Origin of the sequence: Parabacteroides sp. PF5-9 (genome assembly GCF_029893105.1) — a bacterium.
Lineage (GTDB): Bacteria > Bacteroidota > Bacteroidia > Bacteroidales > Tannerellaceae > JARXWG01.
Map to the genome: position 1 here is coordinate 39,397 of NZ_JARXWG010000009.1, position 24,012 is coordinate 63,408.

General features: G+C 39.9%; 17 protein-coding genes and 2 tRNA genes. 12 read left to right on the forward strand and 7 right to left on the reverse strand.

Annotated features, from left to right (window positions below; all coding sequences use genetic code 11):
- Positions 1-358 precede the first annotated feature (358 nt).
- From M2135_RS06920 to M2135_RS06950, 7 genes are all read left to right on the forward strand, one after another.
- A complete protein-coding gene (locus M2135_RS06920; RefSeq protein WP_348537107.1) occupies positions 359-1,147 on the forward strand; it encodes a helix-turn-helix domain-containing protein in 789 nt (262 codons plus the stop codon).
- Positions 1,148-1,183: 36 nt separating this feature from the next.
- On the forward strand, positions 1,184-1,585 hold the full coding sequence (locus tag M2135_RS06925) for a VOC family protein (protein ID WP_280747800.1): 402 nt from the start codon (positions 1,184-1,186) through the stop codon (positions 1,583-1,585).
- Between the two features lie 503 nt (positions 1,586-2,088).
- On the forward strand, positions 2,089-2,928 hold the full coding sequence (locus tag M2135_RS06930) for a helix-turn-helix domain-containing protein (protein WP_280747801.1): 840 nt from the start codon (positions 2,089-2,091) through the stop codon (positions 2,926-2,928).
- Positions 2,929-3,160: 232 nt separating this feature from the next.
- Positions 3,161-3,763 carry a hypothetical protein gene (locus M2135_RS06935; RefSeq protein WP_280747802.1) on the forward strand — a complete coding sequence of 201 codons (603 nt, stop codon included), beginning with the start codon at positions 3,161-3,163 and terminating at the stop codon, positions 3,761-3,763.
- Positions 3,764-3,773: 10 nt separating this feature from the next.
- Complete coding sequence (locus M2135_RS06940) at positions 3,774-5,270, forward strand: PKD domain-containing protein (RefSeq protein WP_280747803.1); 1,497 nt, start codon at positions 3,774-3,776, stop codon at positions 5,268-5,270.
- Between the two features lie 48 nt (positions 5,271-5,318).
- Positions 5,319-6,038, forward strand: a complete 720-nt coding sequence (locus M2135_RS06945; protein WP_280747804.1) for a hypothetical protein — start codon at positions 5,319-5,321, stop codon at positions 6,036-6,038.
- A 19-nt stretch (positions 6,039-6,057) separates the two neighbouring features.
- Complete coding sequence (locus M2135_RS06950) at positions 6,058-7,545, forward strand: PKD domain-containing protein (RefSeq protein ID WP_280747805.1); 1,488 nt, start codon at positions 6,058-6,060, stop codon at positions 7,543-7,545.
- A gap of 83 nt (positions 7,546-7,628) precedes the next feature.
- Here the strand turns inward: M2135_RS06950 and M2135_RS06955 are convergent, their stop codons facing one another.
- The 3 genes from M2135_RS06955 to M2135_RS06965 form a co-directional block, all read right to left on the reverse strand.
- On the reverse strand, positions 7,629-14,708 hold the full coding sequence (locus M2135_RS06955; protein WP_280747806.1) for an Ig-like domain-containing protein: 7,080 nt from the start codon (positions 14,706-14,708) through the stop codon (positions 7,629-7,631).
- A gap of 226 nt (positions 14,709-14,934) precedes the next feature.
- Positions 14,935-16,677: a helix-turn-helix domain-containing protein gene (locus M2135_RS06960; RefSeq protein WP_280747807.1), complete on the reverse strand. Its 1,743-nt coding sequence runs from the start codon at positions 16,675-16,677 to the stop codon at positions 14,935-14,937.
- A gap of 309 nt (positions 16,678-16,986) precedes the next feature.
- Complete coding sequence (locus M2135_RS06965) at positions 16,987-18,018, reverse strand: hemolysin family protein (RefSeq protein ID WP_280747808.1); 1,032 nt, start codon at positions 18,016-18,018, stop codon at positions 16,987-16,989.
- A 148-nt stretch (positions 18,019-18,166) separates the two neighbouring features.
- Between M2135_RS06965 and M2135_RS06970 the strand changes: the two genes are divergently transcribed.
- Complete coding sequence (locus M2135_RS06970; RefSeq protein ID WP_280747809.1) at positions 18,167-18,625, forward strand: copper resistance protein NlpE; 459 nt, start codon at positions 18,167-18,169, stop codon at positions 18,623-18,625.
- A 5-nt stretch (positions 18,626-18,630) separates the two neighbouring features.
- On the opposite strand, the gene M2135_RS06975 is transcribed toward M2135_RS06970, so the two are convergent.
- From M2135_RS06975 to recF, 4 genes are all read right to left on the reverse strand, one after another.
- On the reverse strand, positions 18,631-19,419 hold the full coding sequence (locus M2135_RS06975) for a patatin-like phospholipase family protein (protein WP_280747810.1): 789 nt from the start codon (positions 19,417-19,419) through the stop codon (positions 18,631-18,633).
- 345 nt (positions 19,420-19,764) lie between these two features.
- On the reverse strand, positions 19,765-20,952 hold the full coding sequence (locus M2135_RS06980) for an RsmD family RNA methyltransferase (RefSeq protein WP_280747811.1): 1,188 nt from the start codon (positions 20,950-20,952) through the stop codon (positions 19,765-19,767).
- A 10-nt stretch (positions 20,953-20,962) separates the two neighbouring features.
- Positions 20,963-21,256 (reverse strand): DciA family protein, encoded by a 294-nt coding sequence (locus tag M2135_RS06985; RefSeq protein WP_280747812.1) that lies wholly within the window; start codon positions 21,254-21,256, stop codon positions 20,963-20,965.
- A gap of 3 nt (positions 21,257-21,259) precedes the next feature.
- Entirely contained in the window at positions 21,260-22,357 is a 1,098-nt protein-coding gene (gene recF / locus M2135_RS06990) for a DNA replication and repair protein RecF (protein WP_280747813.1), read from the reverse strand.
- Positions 22,358-22,497: 140 nt separating this feature from the next.
- Here recF and M2135_RS06995 point away from each other — a divergent pair, with 140 nt between their 5' ends.
- The 4 genes from M2135_RS06995 to M2135_RS07010 all read left to right on the forward strand — a co-directional run bounded on the left by M2135_RS06995 (position 22,498) and on the right by M2135_RS07010 (position 23,980).
- Positions 22,498-23,187 (forward strand): tetratricopeptide repeat protein, encoded by a 690-nt coding sequence (locus M2135_RS06995; protein ID WP_280747814.1) that lies wholly within the window; start codon positions 22,498-22,500, stop codon positions 23,185-23,187.
- Between the two features lie 74 nt (positions 23,188-23,261).
- Entirely contained in the window at positions 23,262-23,756 is a 495-nt protein-coding gene (gene ribH / locus M2135_RS07000; RefSeq protein WP_280747815.1) for a 6,7-dimethyl-8-ribityllumazine synthase, read from the forward strand.
- A gap of 28 nt (positions 23,757-23,784) precedes the next feature.
- Positions 23,785-23,867: transfer RNA gene (locus M2135_RS07005), tRNA-Tyr, on the forward strand.
- Positions 23,868-23,907: 40 nt separating this feature from the next.
- Positions 23,908-23,980: transfer RNA gene (locus M2135_RS07010), tRNA-Gly, on the forward strand.
- The last annotated feature ends 32 nt before the right edge of the window (positions 23,981-24,012 follow it).

Genomic DNA, 24,012 nt, shown 5'->3' on the forward strand with positions numbered 1-24,012 from the left:
GTTAACTTTCGAATTGTTTCAGCAAAAGTATACACCTTAATTGAAACGCAAAAATCAACAACAATCTACAACTCAGATATATAATATCTATTTTTGAGTTAAAAAGGAGCATATTCCCAAGAACTATTGCCGAAAGTCACATAAAACCGTATCTTTGTATATCAACATAGTTGTTATTTGTTAGAAATAAACTATTTATGGGAATTTTCACGGTGAATATTGCCTCATTACAACTCCTGAAATTAGGGAAAGAAAGTATGCCAAAGATTTTGGTACAGGCTTTTATTGTACTGAACTAAAAGAACAGGCTGTTCGATGGGCAAAACGATATCATACACCACTTTACTTTAAACAAAAAATGTATTGCTATCAAGAATATAATCCCGACATACGCTTAACCCCTTGGATAAAAAACTATTGGTCTGCAAGTAGTTTTAGGAGTAATGAAGTGACTTCAAAAGTGTTTCCTGATGGTTGTACCGATATTATTTTTAAAATTGATAAAACCCAAGGGACTTCTTTAGCTGCTCTTTTCGGAATATCAACGACCTTTATCGAAGTCGATTATCCAGGATCTACCCAAATGTTCGGAATTCGTTTTAAACCGATGGGTATTACAGCCTTTACACGTATTCCTGTTGTAGAACTTACCGACCGTAGTGTGGAATTATCCCTAGTTGACACCTTGTTCGATGAATCGTTTTATGAAGCATTACCTGAAAAACAATCAGTAGCTGAAATGGTGGCGTATACGAATACTTGTCTTTCAAACCGAATTTCTCATTTGTATCATACAGACAGACAAATATTACGTGCTGTTGATTTAATTAGTCATGCGAAAGGACAGTTAGTTCTTGCTGATGTAGCTTCTGATGTTTGTCTTAGCCAACGTCATTTCGAACGTAAATTTAAATCTTCGATTGGTGTTAGTCCCAAAATGTTTGCAAAAATAATACGATTCAAATACGTTTTACACTATATGCAGAAATATCCCGACAAAGATCTCCTGACAATTGCTGTAGATAGTGGATACTATGACCGAACGCATCTCATTCATGATTTTAAATCGCTATCGGGTGATACACCGAATGATTTTCGAGAAAATAAGTCGATTTTTTATGCTTACGGTGAAGACTATTCCCTATAATTTTGTAAAATTATTAATCTCTTTAAAATAATGGATATGAAATTTAGCAATGTAAGACTGTTGGTTAAAGACTACAAAAAGTGCTTTAAGTTTTATACAGAAAAACTTGGATTAGAACCTGCATGGGGAGATGAAAATGGTTGTTATGCAAGTTTCAAAGTCGCAGAAGGTATTGAAGGGTTTGCTTTGTTTGTATCTGATCTTATGGCTCCGGCCGTTGGCAATACAGACAAAAGTCAACCTATAGGGTATAGAGAAAAAATGATGGTTTCTTTCGAAGTAGAGAATGTCGATGAAGCTTATCAATCACTTTTAAAAAAAGGTATTGACTTTATCAATGAACCAGCAGATATGCCTAATTGGGGAATGCGTACCGCTTACTTACGAGATCCAGAAGAAAACCTGATCGAATTGTTCACTCCTTTGGCAATGGAATAAATAGGAAAGAGCATAAAAACACTTACTTCCGAAGAAATTTTATCCCTATTTCAAATATAACTCTGATCTTTTGACATTCAACACAAAATAAGAACCGGTCGAACGCGATCGAACGCGTCAGAATTTTCAAATAAAATCGTCAAGTTGCTGAAATAAAGCATTTGACGATTTTTTGTTTTGAATCATTTAGTCAATGCCGAATCCAGCTTCCATCCCTCCGGCTCTCTTCAATTGATGACCCCATATATAACAGAAAATGAACACAATGTCTTCAGATAAAAGGATAGTGTAAATATTGTCGCAATTTAAGTTATAAAAAGTAGGGTTTTATTTCAATGAGTTAAAAAAGTACGAAAAAGTACAGAAATGGGGAATGTGTTTTTATATTTGTATCGTCGTTTTTCAGATTTTGCAGTATCTGCTTCCTTCCCCCCTTATTACTTCATGCAATGGAAAAGCCACCGGTTTAAGCTGGTGTAGATGAGGCTAAAACTAAATGAATTATGTATTTGTATGAGCAACAAAACCTGTCAGCATGCCCTCACTATCGTGAGAGAGAGTATGGTAGTGTCAACCATGTAGTGCTTTCACAAGGAGAAAAATATGTAAAAAAAAACATCGATGCTGAAATTGTTTATATCGAAAAAGGAGAAATAGAACTACGCGACAGTGCTTCCTACCAGCAACAGGCTGGCGAGGGAGAACTCTGCTTCCTGCCTCCTGGATTATCAAGGAGTATTTACGCGGTATCAGAGACTATCCTTACTATTTTTTGTCTGTCCGGGCCTATGCGTGTATGTAAATTGTCGAAGAAGGTCGAAGGCAGAGACGAAATAGATCTTAGGGAGGAGACACATGTTCTCCCTACCAGGAAAGAAGTGAAAGAATATCTTCTCAATCTCAAAATGCACATGGGGAACACGACTATATGTCCCCGTTTTTTTATTCTCAAAACAGAGGAACTGTTCCTTTTGTTAAATGCTTACTATAGCGAAACGGAGAGACGAAGATTCTTTCATTATGAAGGAAATCGCGACAGCCAGTTCATCTATTTTGTGTTATCCAACTACCATAAGGTTAAGACTGTCAAAGAATTTGCCTCCCTTGCCGGCGTCAGTCTATCGAGTTTCGTGAAAATGTTTCGCCGAGTGTTTGAGATGGCTCCTTGTCAATGGATGAAACAGAAACGTGTAGAACAGTTGCGCGATGAGTTGGTATACAGTAAAAAACCACTCAAAGAAGTCAGTGATCTCTGCGGCTTTGCCTCACCCTCACATATGACCGGTTTCTGCCGGAAGTATCTTGGAATGACTCCTGGGGAAGTCAGGAATACCTCTTTGTAGCTATTTCTAATGGAAATACAACTATGTGGATAAAAATATCCAATAAAATACCTGTTTTTTATATAAAAATGTCTGTATTGAGAATAAACGAAGGGGTAGACCCATCGTATATTTGCGGCATTAATTTTTCATCTTTTTCCGTTGCAGACAAAGAGGTTTGAGGGGAAGAAAACGGCAGATCTTAAACGAACAAAACGATAGCTGATAGAAGTGATCGGCTAAATTTTACAACATGAAGCATAAGGTTTTAATGACCGTGATATTGTCTATGTGTGTATCGACAGGTATGTGCCAGATGACGATCGGTTCGCACAATACGCCAGAGAAGGCGAACTTGCTGCAGATAGAAAATAGAGGTGGCCTCGGATTCTCGCGTGTAAAACTGGAGTCGCTGACGACTCTTGAACCATTCATTCCTCTGGTTGAGCAGACCGCTACCATTAAAAAGAATCATACAGGTCTTACGGTATACAACCTTTCGACAACAGGCGGTTTCAAACAAGGTATCTATACTTGGGATGGCGAACGATGGACGAAAGCCAAAGAGGGTGGTGGTAACGGATGGTTTTATATGCCACCCTTCGATCTCCCACTCGACAAGAAAGGACAGACATACACGTATGACCTCTATGGCGAGTATGAAAGCCGGTTTGATATAAAAATGGGTACAGCGTACAAAAAAAACGAACTGGATTATGCCGTAATACAATACAATAAGGATATCATAGAAGTCACAGGAATAGATGACAGTGGGGTGATGACGTATACAGTCAAAGACGACGACCCGGATCCCACTTCATTTATGACAGTAATCTTTATTCCTAAAAATGAATAATAATTGATGTATGAAAAAGATAGTAATAATAAGCAGTTTACTCCTATTGACCAGTTTTTATAGTCATGCACAGAAAGAAACCTGGAACTGGACGTTCGGTAGTAAATCCGGACTGACTTTTAAGCCGGACAAATTGCGGAGCCATGCCGGTATAGGTTTGGATCAGACACCTAATGCCACCTTACACGATCTACCCGGTGCTTTTCTTACGCAAATGTCAAACCTCGAAGGTGTTTTCTCGATATCCGACAAAGAGGGTGATCTGTTATTTTATTCCAATGGAATAAATATATGGAAAGCAGACGGCACAAAAATGATGGATAAAACAGGGCTACAGACTTTAGTGTTGGGAGGACATGATTCTTCTTCGCAATCGGGCATCGTAGTGCCCTATCCGGGCTCCAATAACAGATATATTTGTGTTGGATTGGGAGAGAAGAAAATGAATATTATGAATTATGTGATTGTGCAAGCGAACAGTCCTACGGATGTGTCGGTAATCAGTGACGTCGAAACCTTTTCCAATGCAGTCGGTCTATTAGGCGAAAGTATGACGGCTGTTAAGCATGCCAACGGACAAGACTGGTGGATCGTAGCTGTCGGCAAGCCTACCACATCAAGTGGTTTTGCTTACCTTAATGCTTGGCTGGTAACAGCGTCAGGTGTCGAACATTCCGCACCTAAAAAAAGTACCAATACGGTTTTTTTTGTGACTGCTAATACAGCCAATGGTTACTTAAAGTTTACGTTCGATGGCAAATATTTTGTCTATCCAACCTATGACCAAAAATATTTTATTTTCGGTGAATTTGATAATGCAACAGGTGATTTTTTCAATATACGGAATATTCCGGGACAAATGTACGGAGCAGAGTTTTCACCCGATCAGAAATATCTGTATCTAACGGCGACAAGCAACAGTTCATCTTTCCCGAATGGCTTATATATTTACGATTTTGAAGAGTTGAAAAATGATGTTTCTACCTCCCATTTTAAATATATTAGTATACCACGGCCGGGTGCGTTGCAATTGGATCCCTTTGGCCGTATTTGGGCAGGGTATAGTGTCAACCGGGATATGGTTTTGATAGATAACCCGGATCATCCGGAGAGTCTGAGAATATATAGATTGGAGAATTTTTTATTACAAAATTCGAATTTCGGTTTACCCTCTTTTTCGGCTTCATGGTTTTACATGCCAATCAAAGGATCAACCGGTTTTTGTGTAAAAGAGAGCCAAACCTATACGTTTAAAGTCAGTAAGGGGGCGGCTGCTCTCGAACTGTCGCATACCGAATGGGACTTTGGTGACGGAAGTGCTGCTATTACAGATAAGACATTCGGAGAACAAACACAGAGCCATACATATAATAAACCGGGAACCTATACTATAACGGTACGGGCTTTTCTGCAAAGTGATGGCTCGGAAGCATACCACGACGTGCTTAAAGTGACCGTATATCCTTGTGTGATACCGGTGAATCCGAATGTACACTTATATCATTGAGCGTTGAATTGTAATTATCCAAAAGTAGAATTGAAATTAAATTAAAATATGAAACGAATACAATTCGTATTACTACTCGTTGTTATCGCCGGAACTGTTCCGGCATGGGGGCAGGTCACTGTAGGATCAGGAATCGAACCGGAAAGAGCTGCTTTGCTGGAATTAAAAACTCAGGCTCCGGATGTGAATAATGTGACCTCAAAAAAAGGAGGACTGGGGCTTTCCCGTGTCTCTTTAGTGTCGATAATGACCTTAGAACCTTTTATCTCGACCTCCGATGTCGACTGGATCAACAATGACGTCACTAAAATAAAGGAGAAACATGCCGGATTGGTCGTGTATAACTTGACTACGACCAACGGTTTCAAGAAAGGGGTATATGTCTGGAATGGCACCAAATGGACGCCGATAAGTGGTGGAACCGGTGGCGAAAAACGATATTTCTATGTACCCTCGTTCAACATTCCATTGCCAACGCCAAGTTCCACAGAGCATATATTTGATCTGTATGCCGAATATAAAAAACAATTTACCAAGAGTGGCAATACCACATTCCTTAGTAACAATACTCAATTGACACGCATTCCCTCTCCCGAATCAGACGCCTTGTATGATCCTGCAGACTTAGACTACGTGATTACCTATTATGATGATCGGGTATTGCAAGTTACCGCTCTGACAGACGATGGCAAAATGAAATATAAAGTATTGTCGCAGTCAACATCGTCTGCCTCTTTTCTGAATGTGGTGTTTGTGGTGAAAGAATAAGATTAATAACGAATTGTATATGCAAATAAAAAGAATCATATATACCGGGTGTCTACTACTGTTCGTTTGGACAACGGGATTCGCACAGAAAGAAACCTGGAACTGGGTGTTTGGTGCGAATGCCGGACTGACCTTTAAATCAGAGCAATTGCGAAGTTTCAATGGAACAGGTATGAACATACCGGATGCGATATTATCCGATTTACCCGGTACTTTTTCATCTTCCATGTCTAACCTGGAAGGAGTATTCTCAATATCTGACAAAGATGGGAATCTATTGTTCTATTCCAATGGAATGGGAATATGGAAAGCAGACGGTACGAGTATATATGCCGCTCTGGGAGGACATAGTTCTTCGGCACAGTCAGGGATTGTAATACCTTATCCGGGGGATAATAACAAATATATCTGTGTCGGATTAGGCGAGAAGGCTGATAATAGGATGAATTATGTAATCGTGCAAGCAAACAGCCCCACGGATGTATCGGTCATTGGAAACCTGAAAACCTTTTCAGGGCATACAGGCCTTTTAGGCGAGAGTATGTCGGCCGTAAAGCATGCCAATGGAGAAGACTGGTGGATTGTGGCTCCCGGGAAGAGCACCCAGTTGGGTAGTACTGTATACATGAATGCCTGGCTATTAACAGCATCTGGAGTCGAAAATTCCGTTCCCCGAAAGACAACCAATACAGGACTTTATATATCAGCTAACAGTGCTAACGGTTACTTAAAGTTTACGCTCGATGGTAAATATTTTGTCTATCCAACCTATAATCAGGATTTAATATATGGTGAATTCGATAATCAGACGGGTGAATTTTTGAACATACGGAGCATTGAGGGAGGAAGGTATGGTGCGGAGTTTTCGCCCAATCAAAAATATCTGTATTTAACATCGACGGATAATAATGATCCATATAATGGGCTGTTTGTTTGGGATTTTGAAGCTCTGTTGCAAGGCACGACTACAACCCCCATCAAACAACTTCATTTGAATCTACCGGGGGCGTTGCAATTAGACCCTTTTGGACGTATTTGGGGAATATACCCAAGTGGGAGAGATATGTTTTTAATAGAAAATCCGAACGAACCAAATAGTCTAAAAGTGTATAAATTGATCGATTTTTTATTGCCTGGCACTATTGCCCGGTACGGTTTACCCTCTTTTTCGGCCTCCTGGTTTTATCTGCCAATCAAAGGAGCAGATGATTTTTGTATGCATGAGACACAAACATATACGTTTAAAGTAAGTAAAGGAACAGGATTCTACGAATTGTCGCATACCGAATGGGATTTTGGTGACGGTACAGTTGTTCTGGACACTAATTTCGGAGAGCAGACGCAAAGCCATACATACACCAAGCAAGGGAGCTACACCATTACCGTAAGATGTATCAAAACGGACGGTTCGGAAGCCACGAACCAGCGACAAAGGCTGAAAATAAGGGTAAAAAGCTGTCGTTTGCCGGTGAATCATAACATCTCAACCATGAGTATTGATGGTTGATGTTTAAAGACTAAAAAAAAGGCTGTCCAATTTTACTTTTTTGGACAGCCTTTTTTATGCTCCGGATTTATCCGGGAATGCGACTAAACAATTACTTTAAAGACATATTCACCGATAACAACCATGTAGATCCCTTTTCGCATAGGAATGGAAGTTGTACCTTGCGGTAACTCCTGTTTCACAATGAGTGCTCCGGGTATATCGTAAATCATCAGGTTATTTTGCTTGTTGTCCGTGAGATTATTCTCTATAATGATACAGCCTGAATTTGAATAAACAGCTAATCCTTCCGGGATTTCTGCATTCCCAACAGTATTTGAAGTTACTCCGGTTATCGAAACCGAAATATTTTCCGTGATCGTTTTTATGATGTATACTTTATCTCCATTAGGCAGGGTGTGATCTGGTGTGATCTCCTTTCCATTGGCTTTAAATACAAGATTTTCGATCGAATATCCATCTAACGCAGAGATGGTCACGGTTAGTGAACTATTCTTTTTCACAGACACTTTCGTCGCCTGATCCATACGTATACCTTCAACCTCAGGGATAGTAACCGTATAATAAGTGGTTTGCGGAGGATTCACTTCTTGTTTATGACCAACTATAGTTAACGGAATGCTGTTGTCCATCAGGTTTTTATCCTCAACACCAGCTGTTGTAACTATCGCATGAAGTGTCATGTTCTCTTTTGGCTGTGTAATTCGGAAAGAAACAACTGTAGTCAACTTTTCGCCTTTAGTATCATCATACAGTTTACTGGCCTCAATTGTTTGCACCTCTCCCAGATACAGTTCTTCTCCTCGAATATCTGTATAAAGTCCAATCTGAATACCCTTAAGATCCTTTATGGAGAAAGGAGAGTTGTTGATTACCTCAAGTAGAACGATGTTATTACTACCTTCGGTATTCATACTTAATAGATTAACTCCCAGATCAACTTTATTCAGATTGATTGAACCGTTAATCTGATCACCACTACCGCTTCTAGTCTGTACATCTTGCTCAAAAGTAGGCGTGATAGTGTACGATATAGGCTCATAACCCAAATCATCAGAGACTGTATAACTCACCCGAATCTTTTGAATATGGTTCGGAAGCATTGCTACAGCATCATTGAATACCTCAACTCCATTAAAATCAATCTTCACAGACTTAACAGGCAGATACCCATCGTTGCCTAAGGTAAAGTCGATGTCTATATTAGCTCCAGGATAGATATCCTGAGAGATAACCTCTTTGGAGAGGAGAGAGACTTTATTTTCATAAACAATCTCTTTCTCAAGAATGACGGCTGCTGAATGATCGGTAGACAATGCCGCAGCCACTTTTAGCGTTTTAGCATCAGCCATATAGGCATCATATGAATGAATACGAGGAGTCGCTTCCGGTGCGGTTAATACTTTAACCGGCTGAGAACTATAGATCTGATTGTCTTTCAGTACGAGTTTAGCCGCAAATAGAGCAGTCTCTATATTATTTTCGCCCGAGACCACTGCTTCGCTCCAAACAACAGAGACATCTGAAAGCGAAGATGCATTTTCTTTAGCTATTAATCGATAATTTGCAGGAATTTTATTAGATAAACCGCTGAATCCGGAGATACCGGCAGGTTTTCCCTCTTTATCGACAATCGTCAGGTAAAGATCATCCTCGCCTAATTCGTTTTTAGTGATGTATGAAACGATGAAGCGGTTTTCTTTCCATGATTTAATGCGTGGACTATTCCCCTTGCCAAAAGAGAACATATTCGTTTGGTTATTCGGGAAAGGGGATACGCTAATCAAGATGACCTCTTTTTCAATAACTTCTTCGTCCGGAATATTGTTGTTTTCAGCCGAAGCTGTTTCGCGGTCTGTCACAATCAATACAGATCCGTCATTAGCCAAACTGACATAGTAGTGTCCCAACTGGTTTTGATCATTTACAGCCAATAAGGAAGTACTTTTGCTCCATTGTTCACTACTTTGATCGTAGCGTGACATCTTCAGATTCCCATTTATATACGAATTGCTCTCTTCTTCAGAAGATCCATCGGTATTCGGACGTTCTTCCAATATACCACTGGTCCAGACAACAACTGCATTTCCATCGCTATCCATGGCTGTTTTAGGATTCAAATCGCTCAGATTATTATCCGACAGATTGGTTGGTGTTCCCCAGCTTCCATCTTTCTTAATGATCCCCATAACTTCAACAGCCGAAAACGCCTTTGATAAGTCTAATTCTCCATTGTTTGTTGAGATCGGTAACTCCTCATAAGCAACAACTGCTGAATTGTCAAAAGAGGCTGCAGAGAAGTTATAAGCCGATCCTGCCGTATTTAGATCTATTGACGGTGTACCGGCTGCATATTCCTGTATCCTGTCATCATCATAATCTGTAGGCTCTTTGAGATTGTTATAAACCAAAGTTGTTCCTTTTGTAATGTATTGAGGATTTGCATTTGAAGAGATATCCTGAATAATGGTCATGCCCGATTCAGCCTTTGTCATAGGAATAGCAGTCTTTTGGTATATATCACCAATACGTGCAACCGTCTTAGTCTTGGCCGGTTTAAGCGGATTGGTGCTATTATTCGGATAATAGAATGTTTTGCCCCAGTCCGCCAAAATAGATTCTTCTTTTGTTGTCCAGAATAGACGTCGTGTTTCGCTCCATAATTTAATGTATGCATATAAATGAGTCGCAAAACCTGCTTGTGTTTTCTTGGAATCATATAGTTCGAATATTGCCCGTTGTTGATGAGTACCTTTTCCTCCACCTTGTACGCCTACAGATTTTTCCCAAATCAAAAGATTTAGGTTAAGTCCGACTTTAGCATAGAATTCCAATGCCAACGTATTAGTCAACATGAGGTCAGCCTTAAAAGGAGTTCCTTTTTCAGAAGCTTTCTGAAGAATTAACTCTGTTGATAGTTCGCCTAAAATACCATAACCAAACACAACTCCCCACACTTTTAACGAATGATGAAATCCTGCCGATAATTCCACTTTAAGCCCAGCATCTACAAAATCAAATTCGGTCGCTCCTGTATTCGGATTAATAACTGCTTTTCCGGTCACAAAACCTTTAAAACCGGCAAATAAGCTGTTATTCAAGTATGTATTTGATCCCTGAGCACTTTCGCCATGTTTTACCTGACTATATATTTCGTTAAACATGGTCTCAAAATCGGCTCCTATCTCTGCAAGTTCCTGAATATCTCCTCCTGGAATAAAATTCTGGCTATAAATTCCTTTTATATAATATTCATTCCCGTTTCTTGTTATTTGTAAAGTAACCGGAAGAGCGGAAGGCATTGTAAGATCAAAATTTTGGAAAGGTTTTTTGAAGTCTCCACCGGCCTCTTTTCCTGCCTCACCCAAATCATCAACAGAAGTGCCGTTTGTACTCATAGGAAGCGCTAGAGCCGGATTTAAAGTATTGGATAATTCATTTGGAGCGGTTGCCGTATTATTCAGCTTGGGTAGTCTTGTTAATATCGTACTACCTTTAGCCATGTAGATTGAAGAGGTTGATTGCTCTTTTACAAAACCATTAATGTCATACGTAATTTCAGCATAATCATACATAAACACATCGTTGCTTATGAATAGGCAACTTTTAGGTTTTATAGCCGATACGTTATCTCCTTTCAGTTCAAAATCATCTTTTGTGTATTTACCTGCACCATCGGTCAGACAAAGCGATACATTCAACAGGGCATCTTTTTCATAATCCGAATAACTCATTGTCGATTCGATCGAATTATTCAATAAAGAAATTTTCTGACCACCTTGATTCAATTGTGCATCCACATGTTTATCTGCCCGCTCTTTACCTTTCAGAACAATACTAACATTATAGCGATCTGACTTTTTACTTTTTAATAACTGAGGAAGATAACCATCCGCCAAAATTTCCACATATTGGGTATAAGAAGAATTGTTGAATATGGAATGATTCTCATCAAAAGGAACTGCAAAATACCCGTCAGAGTTTGTATAAGAAGCCTCTGACTTTACTGTGTTGCCATCAAGTGTCACATAATTAATTGTGGCCTTAGTCGTAATTCGTTTTCCGGATTGATCCAACAAGCGTATTTGGAAATCCGGCTGAACTGTAAGGTCGTAATGGGTATTTGTCAATTCATCAAAAGCAGAAGAGAGTTTTAAGAAGCTACCTGATGATAACGGTTTTACGTTAGAGATCGTGGCATATACATTCCTATTCTGAATACCTTTTTCAACACCTCGTATAACAAGCGAACCTTTGATTGTATCGGGTTCATATATGCATAAGTAGCCATCTTCACAAATCACTTTCTTTGTCACTTGTTGATCTTTTCCGTTGGTATATTCCAGAGATAATTCTTTTGTTGTATTATATCCGGAAATATGATAGACATATAGTTTATGTTGAAGATTTTCAAAACTATACCTGTATTGGATCGGGTCAACCTGTTCCCACTTCAGATTAATAATATACTCTCCTCCTGTCAATGGATAGTCGATCCGGAATGTACTTATATTATTCAGTAAATGTCGATAGATAACCGAATCGGTATTGCTCAATTCCATTGTCGTTTTTCCCCAGGATGAAGGATAGGAGAGAGAAACAATTCTTGAAGGCCAATAATTTTTGATATAACTATAAAGTTCATCACTGTTATAAGGATCTCCTAGCATTTTAGAGGCTAACTCTGAGCTTTGAATCTTTGTTTCATCCCAATTATCCTTAAATTCATTACTGTCCGGTGCTTTAAACCTTTTAGTTAAAACACCCTCGTCTTTTCTCTTTTTCCGGGTCGTTTGTGAATAGGTTGTTTCAAGTCCCGGAATCTTATTTTTTACTGTGACCAAAACTTCCGTATAATCATACTCTGTTTCAGGTTCTGCCGGAGCGTAAGCTACCGTCATTATTCCTGTATGAGAAAGGCCTTCCGGAGTTAATGCTATTTTAAGCCATTCGGGGAGTCCTCCACTTTCAGGTTGCCAGCCATACTCAAGATCTTTCTTTTCACTTGTTATCAGTGAGGAACTCCAGTCAGTGACCACTCCCAAATCATTCACCGTATTCGCTTTAAAAGCAGTAACTCTATATTCGATGGAATAATTCCCCTTTTTATCCAGACGATTGACCTCATAGGATAATGTGTCTTTTACCCCTGCCGTATAGAATGTAGGTATTGTACTACCTATCATTCGTATTTCAGGTTTTGCCGGGAACATGATATATACCGGATATTCTTTCGTGAGCGACAAACTCCCCCCTTCCAAACATTCCATGTCAATAGAAAGAATCACTTTGTAAACAGGATCATACTCTTTTTCCGCATTGAGTTTGGAATACTTTTTAGGCAATAACTCATCATCAAAAAACAACCTGTAATTCAGCGTGTCTAATCTCAGATTTCGATCCAATGTTTCCCGTTTTACTTCCTTGTCGGAACTATCATAGATGATGGCTTCGATATTGAAATCCCAGCCTAAAGAACCTGAAGGAAAGCCCATTAAATTATGATTGTATTTTATGGTAATAAACTCTTCCTCATACGAATGTTCTTGTGGTTCTGTTGTTAATTTAGGAAATAGCTGATCTGAAACGATAATTTGATATGTTTTAATCAACACATCATCCCGCGATTCTAACATCTGTTCTTCCCGCCTTCCTACTTCATCACTGGTGAATGTTATAGTGGCTATACCCGCACCAACAACAGTTAAGAGGCCTTCTTTATCAATCTTTAATACTCCCGGATCAGATGTAGACCAGATTCCTCTCAATGTCGCATTTTCCGGAGTAATATTTGCTTTCAATTGATATTGAGGATAGGTACTATAAAGCCAAGTACCCTCTTTAAAGATAAAATTAGACTCAGGCAAGCCAGTCACCTCAATCTGATCAATAAACGTATAGTTGGCTAATTCGGTTGAAACAGTAAAAGAGGCGTAAGCACCATACGGATAAATATATTCAGCATGTGTTTTATCCTCTGTCCACACCATTATTTCGGCAAAGACCGTACTATCCTTTCCACTCATGTTAGCCGGAACGTCAAACTTAAAAGTCAGTTCGTTCGTTTGTGCATCGTATGCACTCCAGTTATACGTATTATCAAAAACAGAAAGTTTTATATTTTTCAATGCCTGTTCTTCTGTTGTATGGTTGGCCTGTGCATAAAATTGCAGGTTCTGAATACGCGTTTTGATTTCGCCTTCCGAATACCCGGCATAAACAGGAGCACTCACTTGCAGTTCGCCAAAACGAGGAGGTGCATAAAAAGTATCCGACAACAAGATGTATTCAGGCACACTTCCGTCGTATTCTCCATCAAAGATGTATTCAGTATAGGCATCCTTCAGGTTTTCGATCGTTAAACCGCTAAAAACATAAGCCGGCACAAGCTTTTCGTTTTCATTCGTATATCCCGGAATAACAGCCTCTTCGGCTATTTTGTGAAGATATAGACTGGTATTTAATACTTTGCCTGTATTACATGGAGTTAAACTCGTATTCTTTGAATTAAAATCACTTTGTTGTTCCTGAAATTTTAAATATTGGTCTTCTTCTGATTTGATATACCCGCTAAACTGATTTGCAAAGACCAGATATTGTCCAACTGCATGGGGAGCAATAGTCTTAAATTTTACCTCTGAAGTTTCACAGGCCATGGATGGATCCATCGCAAAAGGCTCCTCATTTCCAATGTTCAGTTGAATTAAAGATTGTGCTGTTTTTGTCCGACTTTCATACGAGAAACTAATAAAAGCCACACAAAGGTCTACGGCTCTTCCTTCAACTGTTATTGTGATCTCCTTTGTGGTTTCCCCGGGGGAAAAGGTTATCTCTTCCATTTGAGCGTTATCCATTTTAACAGAGGTGGATCCATTGGAGAATGGTTCTGTATCCAATAACGCTGTAAGTTTTACCGGATAATTGGCTATTGCACCTTCAGGCCTGTTTAAATACACCTTAAAAGTGCCTCCAAGTTCACCCTCTTTTACATCAAAATTATAGACATAAATATCCGGATTAGTAGAACTGATCCCCCCTCCGGAGAACGTAATTATATCCCCCTCTATCAGTTGTGGAGGATTCGACTCGGGACTTGCAAAAGTCACTTGCGTACATAGGAATAGAAGTAAGGTTATTCCAAACCGTTTAAAGAAATTTTCCATTATCTACCGTTTTTATAATTAAACTAAAATGAATATTCCAGGGGCTTATTTTTTCAAATCAGCACAAAAGAGCCATTAACAATCGTTGAAAAATATTTTTAAAAATAGATTGATAATATTAAAGAGGTGTGTCGTATCTGTACTTTTTTGTACACTATTTGTAAATCATTGAAAAACAACAAATGAGGCGCTTGTTTGTCCGCTGTTTTATTAAAGGATGAAAATCTTAAGATGATGTGATAAGTCGTCGGAATTCGACAGGAGTCATTCCATACTTTTCCTTGAAGAGATGGTAAAAAATGCTGCGACTATTAAATCCGGCATTATGAGCAATGGTTTCTATCGTTCGGCCTTCTGCCGGATTGGAGAGCAGTATTCTGGCATAGTTGAGTCGAAGATGGTTTACATATTCCGAAACACTCATATGACTATATTTACGAATCGCTGTAAATACATATTTTTCATTTGTGTTCAGCATTTTTGCAATACTTCGGCGGTTGATGTTCGGATCTGTATATACAGCAGGATCTTTCATGAGAACCTTCAATTGATCATAGAGTTCTTGTAGTTTTCTGTTTTCTTGATTTTCAGTAGTAAGAGTGTTTTTCTGAGTCTGTTCGCTACGTATGCGTTCATTCTCGGCCTCTAATTGATCCTGTTTCTTGATCTGTTCGAGCATGGAACGATTTTTGATCCGAAGTTTGCGTGCATTGAATACTATGATAGCAAGGATCACACACAATAGTATGAGTACAATAGAAAACCATAGGAGCGTATACCGAAGTGTCTGTTTTTGTTGTTCTTTCTGCATTTCTAGTTTATCGACTTCATGCCGGGTACGCAATGTATTCAACTTGTTAGCCATGTCAACTCGCTGTACGGAGTCTTTCCCGGCGACATACGCCTTATACGCGTTTGCTGCTTTTTCATATTTCCCCCAATGAAAATAAAGCTTGGCGCGTGCCTCTTTGATTTTGGAGGTTGCTTGAAAAGAAGATGTCTCATCTTGTAGAATCTCTTCAAGTTGATTGAGTGAATATTCGGCTTCTGCATACCGTCCCTCTTCATAGAACAGGCTGAAACGTTCGTTTTCGACCGAATACAGTCCCAAACGGGTATTGGCAACCGGGAATCCCTCTGCTTTAGATATATATGTACGAGCCAGGGTGTATTGTCCCAGCTTAGTGTATGAGGCGGCATACCCCAAATAATTAAGGAAACAAAGATTCTTCAATTCGCCGTTGTAGGCATCAATACGTTGTAGATAGGCCTCAAATTCTTTACTCACCTCGAGTGCACTCTCATAACGTTTCTGACCGTTTAACATATCTACCAGATAAGAGTACGCTTCCCCTTTCATACCTGAGTCAGTCTTTTCATCCGCGGCAGTTATACACTCCCGAAAGGCAATCTCGGCCTTATCCAAGAGTCCGAGTTCTTCATACGCCTTACCCATGGTTTGTAATGAAGCGACTAATCCGGAATGACTATTCATACTTTTCGCCTCATCATAAAATTTTTCGGCATAATTCAAGGCTTCTTCATAGTTGCCTTGCAACATGTAAATATCTCCCACGACTGAGGCGACATAGAAATAATGCACTTCAGCCTCGGGTACATCTTGCATAAAATCAAGTGCTTTCAATGATTCTGTCAACATTAGGCTATCTGGCATTCTGTAGTTATACAACGCCTCGACTCTAAGCACGTAAGCTATCGCCTCGGCTTTTTTATCTTTGGCATTTTTTGCTGCAGCGATAAAATCCCGGTTAAATGCCAAGTGGACATCCATATCTTCTACTTCATAAAGCGCTTTATGTAAACGTGGATAGAGTTTCAATAATTCTGCCCCGGATGTTATATCGATAAGGTGTAATAGTGAATCAACTGTTGGCGTATAAACCGGCCGATCCTGACCAGTCGTAAGATCTGAATGACAATATACCGTATTGACCGGTAGTAATATCATTATTACCATTAATACTATAGCGCTGATTTTTTTCACTTTATTTTTATTACAAAAAGAAGCCTTGTACTGCATTTACTGAAAAAAGAGATCTCTTTTGATACCTTTTGTTCATCTATTTTCGAGTAAAGATAGTGTTTTGTGAAAAAACAGCCTAAAAAAATGTATTTTTATTTTGAAAACGGGAGGATATATTTTTATTTCAGGTTATTCTACGATAAAAGCAGTCGTTAGCAGCATAAAACGCCAATGTTTTAAGGCCTGTCTGAAATCAACTTTCTTTAAATGGCTCTTGTTTTCATGAATGCAAAGTTACTCGTCTTTGAAGTGATCACCCATCCGGTTCATTACAACACTTGTTTTACGGGCATGATCCTGTAAATCGGCTATGCTATCTTCTTCGTCCAGGATCTCTTCACCCAATAAGGTTTCGAGCACATCCTCCAGCGTAACCACCCCCTCGAATGTGCCGTACTCATTCATAATGGCAGCGATATGCTCTTTGCTGGTCAGAAACTTCTCCAAAGCGGCCGGCACAGGCAATACCTCTGTGAAGATCATGATCTCTCTTTTAATGGAGGCGATATTGTCGGTAAACCGATCTTCCGCCAGACATTTTAAGACATCACTTCGAAGTACATACCCCACGATATTGTCCATCGGACCTTCGTAGATCGGAATACGTGAATAGGTCTCTTCGGTCGGGAACTCTTTGATCGGTTTGTCTCCATCGGCCACGACCACCACTGTTCTGGGGGTCATAATATCTCTGACTTTTTTCTCTTCAAAATGAATCAGGTTATTGATAATTCTGTTTTCACTCGTTTTAAACACCCCTTCCTGTTCGCCCATTTTTACTAATGAGGAGACCTCCTCCCTGCTGACAGAAGCCTCTTTGTTCTTGGGTGCGATCAGTTTCGTCAGGTGTTTGGACAGCCACACAACCGGATAGCTGATTATATTCATCACCTGAATGGTTACGGCCGAAAAACCGATTAACCGTCTCCAGTAGTAGACCCCTATATTTTTAGGTAAAATTTCAGAAAAGACCAAGATTAAAAAAGTCAGTATACCGGAGATAACCCCTAAGTACTCTTTTCCGAAAACTTCAGCCGCTTCGGCGCCAACACCGGCCGATCCGATGGTGTGTGCAATCGTGTTTAAGGTAAGAATAGCCGTTATGGGGCCTTCCGAATTGGTTTTTAATTTTAAAAATAAACCAGCCAATTTATCTCCCGATTCCACACGCATATTCACGTATGATACCGGAGTGGACAATAATACGGCTTCCATAATCGAACATAAAAAAGAGACTCCGATAGCCAGTACGAAGTATAAAACCATTGTTAAGATCATATCTGTAAAAATCTATTAAACCCATTAAAAATCTTTTCAAATGTACTAATACTTTTTTTATGATTCGAAAAGAGATTAAAACTATAAGTATCTTTGGCTTGTTATTCTACAATTATAGAATTAAAATTTGATCAAAATGAAAAAGAACATTTGGAGTGTTTTGCTGTGTTTAGGCGCTGTATGTGCGGTTTTATCTGCTTGTAATAACCAAAAACAACCTGCCGTAGAGGTACAGGCCGAAGCTGAACCTCCGCAAGTTGTGAGAGATACGCATAATTCTCAAAATGCATTGGACTATGAGGGGCTATATGTTGGTACTTTACCTTGTGCTGATTGCTCGGGTATTTATACTGAAATCACTCTATCGAGGGATAGTTTTTCGATGAAACAGGTGTATCAAGGTATTGAAAAAGAGAATATCGCTTTTGAAAAATCAGGGAAATACAGTTGGAATGAACAAGGCAGTATCATCACGTTGGGAGGAGACAGTGCTGAACAATACCAAGTTGGAGAAAACAAGCTTTTCGCTTTGGATATACAAGGGCATCGTATAACCGGCGATTTGGCAGAACTGTATATCCTGACAAAAAAATAAATAATTTATAGCTGCCGGAGGTATTCTCTGGCAGTTTCTCTGCCCAGTTCAATGATCTGGGCAGCTTTATCAAATTGCATGACACCGTATCTGCTACCGGGAACAGGTATAACCAGATCCGGTTGCTGTTTCTCCACCGAATAGCTGATGAGGCGTTGAACCATTAGAGTCGATGATTTTGTTAGGATAGAACGGATCGATTCTGTTGCCGACCGATTGTTTTTGGTGTCTGAAGCTCCGGCAATTACGCCAAACAGTAAGTCATTCTCACCTCTTTTTACTCTGTCCAGTGGTAATGGGTTGATCAACCCTCCGTCGATTAACACCCTGTTCTCACGGTGTACAGGTTCAAATACCCCAGGCATCGCGATTGAAGCACGGATGGCCTCATGAAGATCTCCTTTATCAAACAGATATTCCTGCCCGTGTGTGATATCTGTCGCCACCACTGTAAAAGGAATAGGTAAATCTTCTATTTGGGCAGGAGGGATATGCCTTTCCAGTAAGTCCATAATACGAACACCTTTTATCAACCCTCCATTCCTGCGTAGAGACAGATCGACAAGCGAGAGCAATTTCCCTCTGGTCAATCCGCACAAAACCTGTTTACATATTGCTAATCGTCCTGTGGCATACGCCGCTCCGATCAATGCGCCTATTGAACACCCCGCGATAGAAGAAATTTCGAAACCCTGTGTCTCCAGTTCTTCAATGACACCTATAAATGAAAGTCCTCTGGCTCCTCCGGTAGATAAGGCCAATGCCACTTTTTTACTCTTTTTCTTTCCCTCCATCCTTCTGGTGATTCTATCTGTTCGATACCTATACGATACGCAAAGGTATTATAATATTTAAAATGTATAGGAGCGTATGGCTACTCTTACCTTTTTGATCAGGGAGTGTTCTTGTTTTGTTTATGATGTGTGACGATTTTTGTGCGGTTAGACTAATCGTCTACCAGCTGTGTCACTATCGTCTACCAGTTGGTGCACTTTCGTCTACCAACTGTGTCACTATCGTCTACCAATTGGTAGACGATTAATATATCGCACAAAAATAACAGCAGATGCGGTTCATTAAAAGAGAGGAATGTAATGAAAATGATTGTTATCGACAGTGTTTTGGATAAAATCCCCGTATTATAATTGGCAGCAACGCAGTATGATTTTCTCTTTGGCTTGGGTGGTGGTGGCAAACAGATAGATGGAGCCTCCATCTTTTATTCCGGTTCGTTTGCGTAGTTCATCGACCGAAAGTGGAAAATTGCGGACGGTAATATTTGCCTGAGGGGTGTTTTTGGCGAATTGTTTGATCGCTTTGTTGTTGAACGGGATGATCTCTTCTATCTGGAAAATCCGGCCGGGGAATGTCTCTATCAGTTGGTTGGAGGAATACAGGTGGCTGCTTACGGCGATTTTACCCAATCCGAACTGAGTCGATACGCTTTTAAATGCACCGGCTTTTAGTATGGATGCATTGGGTTCATACAGATAGGTGCCTGTTTGTTCAATAAAAAATGCTGTTGCCGACTGCTCTTCTATTAAGGTAAATTCAAAAGACTCTTCTTTGTTTGCAGTGGTAAAATTGATGCAATGGATGAAGGGCGTTTCCACAGCTTTGTTTTTTTCGAGTACAAAAAGAAGTTCTTTACATTCGTTTTTAACTGAAAGGATATGGATCGCTGTAGTCTTCGGCAATAAGTCTGACGTTAAACGAATATCGGCCATCGGAGATATCTTGGCAATAATCCGGGGCGCTTTTTCAAACAAAACAGGTAGTAGGCTGATTAAATCAGGTTCACACTCCTGTAGGGCATAAGCCCGTTTGTTGCCTTCTTTTCGGCGGGCCGGGTCGATATAGATGACATCGATATCATTCAATGTTTGAATGATTTGTGTGGCATCGCCTTCGACAAGTTGAATATTGGAGGCGTTCAGGTGCTTGAAATTATGAGAGGCAGCCTTACAATATGTAGGGAAGCGTTCGATATAGGTTACTTTTTTGACCTTTTGGGAAAAGGCCCATGTGTCAACTCCCAGACCTCCGGTGAGATCAACCAAATGGTCGTCACTGTTTACTAATCGCTGTTTATAATAGGCTGTGGGTTCAGAGGAGCACTGTTCGGCAGCAATCTTTGATGGGAAAATAAGTGCTTCATTGCAATACCAAGTGGGTAATTTTTCCTTGATTTGTCGTCGGGCGGACAACTGATCAACAACAAAAGGGATATCGATTCCGGGATAACGGGACGCTTTTAATAGGAGGTCGTTTAAGTCGTCGTTCGTATGCTGGCGAATAAATTCTTTTAATGCATCGGTGAGTAACATCGGCAGACAATTAACGGATTACAAGGTCGCGTATGACTTCGCCTCCGGCGTATTCGTTTAAACTTTTAACCAGCCGCTCACGGCATAAGGTCAGTTCACTACGTAAAACGGAAGAAGAGAGTGAAACATACATAACCCCATTTTTAATATAGATATTCCGTGTATATTGCATCACCATAGGACCGAGCACTTCTCCCCAGGCGCGTTCGATACGACTCTCAAGGATTTTCTGGTGCAGGTCGGTATTTTGTTCGAAAAAATCCCGTAAGACTTCACCGATGGTTTGTGAGTTTTTTCGTCTCATCGTTTACGCTTCCATTTGTTTGGTTTCGCCTTGCTCTACTTTAAATAAGGCATACTCGTGGTTCATGGTCGCAAGTATCTCATCCAAGTACTTGCGGTTGGTGTCGGTGATAAAGATCTGTCCGAACTCTTTTTCTCCGACCAGATGTATGATCTGCTCCACACGGATCGCGTCCAGTTTGTCGAAAATATCATCCAATAATAAAATCGGAGTCGTCTCTCCTTTTTGTTTGAGGAATACAAACTGTGCAAGTTTCAGAGCAATCAGGTATGTTTTATTCTGCCCTTGTGAGCCGATGCGGCGAATCAACGTTCCGCCTAACGTCATGGCCAATTCGTCTTTATGAATACCGGTCGAAGTATATCCCAGGATCCGGTCACGTTCTCTATTGGCCAAAAGGGTGTCATACAATTTGTCGTTGGCTAATTGAGAGGTGTATTCCAACCCGACTTCTTCCGACGAACAGCATATTTTCTGGTAATAACTGTTGAAGAGAGGGGTGAAATCTTCGACAAGCATTTTTCTTTTTTCATAGACCAACTCACCATATCTTTCAAGCTGAATATCGAGTACGTCATAGAGTGAGTGGTCTGATGATTGTGCTTTTAAGAGTGAATTTCGCTGTTGCAATACCTTATTATATTGGATAAGAGCATGCAGGTATTGTTTGTCTTGTTGCGAAATGATCAGATCCAGAAAACGACGCCGTTCACTGCTTCCTCCCTGAATTAACTCCGAGTCGGCCGGTGAAACGATGACCAGAGGCAATAGTCCGATATGTTCGGATAACTTATCATACTCTTTTTTGTTTCGTTTGAATTGTTTGCGTTGCCGGCGGCGGATGGCACAGAAAATCTCTTCGTTTCTGTTGTCGTAGTCGTATTCTCCCTGAACAACACACATTTCTTGTTCTTTATGAATAATCTGGCTATCAGGCGTGTTTAGGTGACTCTTGCAAAATGAAAGATAATGAATGGCATCCAACAGGTTTGTTTTACCCATTCCGTTATTGCCAAAAAAGCAATTGATCTTAGGCGAAAAGCAAACTTCAGACTGAAGGATATTTTTATAGTTGAGAATAGATAGTTTTTTGAGTATCATTATATGGTATTGAACGTACAAAATTAAAAAATATAGTTCGTATGTGTAGTTTATTCCATAAAAAAAACTACTTTTGCGCTTTGAAATGCTAACGGCATTAAAACAACGGTAAAAATTATAAAAAACGATAGTATCAAGTTATGGCTGCTAAGAAGAAAGAGACCCACAAGGAGTTAGAAGTTGAAGAGATTGTTTCAAGATCGGAACAGTTTATCGAAAATCATTCCAAGAAAATTATTTATGCCATTGCAGCGATTGCTGTGGTGATTGGTGCATATATGGGTATCCAACATGGTTATTTGGTTCCAAGAGAAAAGAAAGCGGTAGCTGCACTGTTTAAAGGTGAACAGTATTTTGCGAAGGACTCTTTCAATCTGGCATTAAATGGCAATGGAGCCGATTATGACGGATTTGAGGCGATAATCAGTCAATACGGAAGTACGAAATCCGGTAATTTGGCCAAAGCGTATGCCGGTATCTGTTATTTTAGAATGGGTGACAATCAGAAAGCATTGGATTACTTAAAGTCGTTTAGTGCTAAAGATGAGATGATCTCTCCGGCTGTTACAGGCCTTATCGGCGATTGTTACGTCAATATGGGGAACGTCAAAGAGGGTGTTAGTTATTTTGAAAAGGCTGCTAAAGCAGCAAATAACGAAGTGGTTAGCCCTGCCTATTTGAAGAAAGCAGGTATTGCTTATGAAAGTCTGCAACGGTATAGTGATGCGGTAAAAGCATATACTACCATTAAAGAAAAGTATTATTCGTCGACAGAAGCAAGTGATATCGATAAATATATCACACGCGCATCCTTATTAGCAGGGAAATAAACAATTTTTATTCATGATAAAAAAGGATGTCTTACAATAAGTAGCAGACATCCTTTTCTTTTAATAAGAAGTGTATGGCAACAGCTTATCAGAATTTATCGGAATACGATTTTAATAGTATACCGGATGCTTCAGAAATGAAGGTCGGTATTGTTGTGGCTGAGTGGAATAAAGCGATAACGGAAAAATTATTAGAAGGGGCTTGTAATACATTAGAAAAACACGGAATGCTTTCTGAAAACATTGCCGTAGGAAGAGTTCCCGGGAGTGTTGAGTTGACATTTGGTGCGAAAAGCCTGGCAGAAAACAAAGATTTGGATGCTGTGATCATATTGGGGTGTGTTGTCAGAGGTGATACGCCGCATTTTGATTATGTCTGCGATAGTGTGACTCAAGGAATAACCGAATTGAACCTGATGTATGATATCCCATTCATTTTTGGATTGTTAACGACAGATAACATGCAACAAGCTGAAGATCGGGCTGGGGGAAAGTATGGAAACAAGGGGGATGAAGCGGCAATTACAGCAATAAAAATGATCGATTTTTCTTGTAAATTACAAAATTAATCCTACCTTTGCACTGCGATTGAAAAAGGGGTAGTTTCCAGAGTGGCCAAATGGGGCTGACTGTAACTCAGCTGTCTTTCGACTTCGGTGGTTCGAATCCATCACTACCCACACATGAGCGAGTAGGCTCGCTCAAATTGACAATTAAATTGCGGAAGTAGCTCAGTTGATAGAGCATTAGCCTTCCAAGCTGAGGGTCGCGGGTTTGAGCCCCGTCTTCCGCTCTAAAGAGAGAAAAACTTTCGTTTTTCTCTCT

Excerpts from the sequence above, each read along its gene's own strand:
- M2135_RS06920 (WP_348537107.1), top strand. The coding sequence starts at position 359 with ATGTATTGCTATCAAGAATATAATCCCGACATACGCTTAACCCCTTGG.
- M2135_RS06925 (WP_280747800.1), top strand. The coding sequence starts at position 1,184 with ATGAAATTTAGCAATGTAAGACTGTTGGTTAAAGACTACAAAAAGTGC.
- M2135_RS06930 (WP_280747801.1), top strand. The coding sequence starts at position 2,089 with ATGTATTTGTATGAGCAACAAAACCTGTCAGCATGCCCTCACTATCGT.
- M2135_RS06935 (WP_280747802.1), top strand. The coding sequence starts at position 3,161 with ATGAAGCATAAGGTTTTAATGACCGTGATATTGTCTATGTGTGTATCG.
- M2135_RS06940 (WP_280747803.1), top strand. The coding sequence starts at position 3,774 with ATGAAAAAGATAGTAATAATAAGCAGTTTACTCCTATTGACCAGTTTT.
- M2135_RS06945 (WP_280747804.1), top strand. The coding sequence starts at position 5,319 with ATGAAACGAATACAATTCGTATTACTACTCGTTGTTATCGCCGGAACT.
- M2135_RS06950 (WP_280747805.1), top strand. The coding sequence starts at position 6,058 with ATGCAAATAAAAAGAATCATATATACCGGGTGTCTACTACTGTTCGTT.
- M2135_RS06955 (WP_280747806.1), bottom strand. The coding sequence starts at position 14,708 with ATGGAAAATTTCTTTAAACGGTTTGGAATAACCTTACTTCTATTCCTA.
- M2135_RS06960 (WP_280747807.1), bottom strand. The coding sequence starts at position 16,677 with ATGATATTACTACCGGTCAATACGGTATATTGTCATTCAGATCTTACG.
- M2135_RS06965 (WP_280747808.1), bottom strand. The coding sequence starts at position 18,018 with ATGGTTTTATACTTCGTACTGGCTATCGGAGTCTCTTTTTTATGTTCG.
- M2135_RS06970 (WP_280747809.1), top strand. The coding sequence starts at position 18,167 with ATGAAAAAGAACATTTGGAGTGTTTTGCTGTGTTTAGGCGCTGTATGT.
- M2135_RS06975 (WP_280747810.1), bottom strand. The coding sequence starts at position 19,419 with ATGGAGGGAAAGAAAAAGAGTAAAAAAGTGGCATTGGCCTTATCTACC.
- M2135_RS06980 (WP_280747811.1), bottom strand. The coding sequence starts at position 20,952 with ATGTTACTCACCGATGCATTAAAAGAATTTATTCGCCAGCATACGAAC.
- M2135_RS06985 (WP_280747812.1), bottom strand. The coding sequence starts at position 21,256 with ATGAGACGAAAAAACTCACAAACCATCGGTGAAGTCTTACGGGATTTT.
- recF (WP_280747813.1), bottom strand. The coding sequence starts at position 22,357 with ATGATACTCAAAAAACTATCTATTCTCAACTATAAAAATATCCTTCAG.
- M2135_RS06995 (WP_280747814.1), top strand. The coding sequence starts at position 22,498 with ATGGCTGCTAAGAAGAAAGAGACCCACAAGGAGTTAGAAGTTGAAGAG.
- ribH (WP_280747815.1), top strand. The coding sequence starts at position 23,262 with ATGGCAACAGCTTATCAGAATTTATCGGAATACGATTTTAATAGTATA.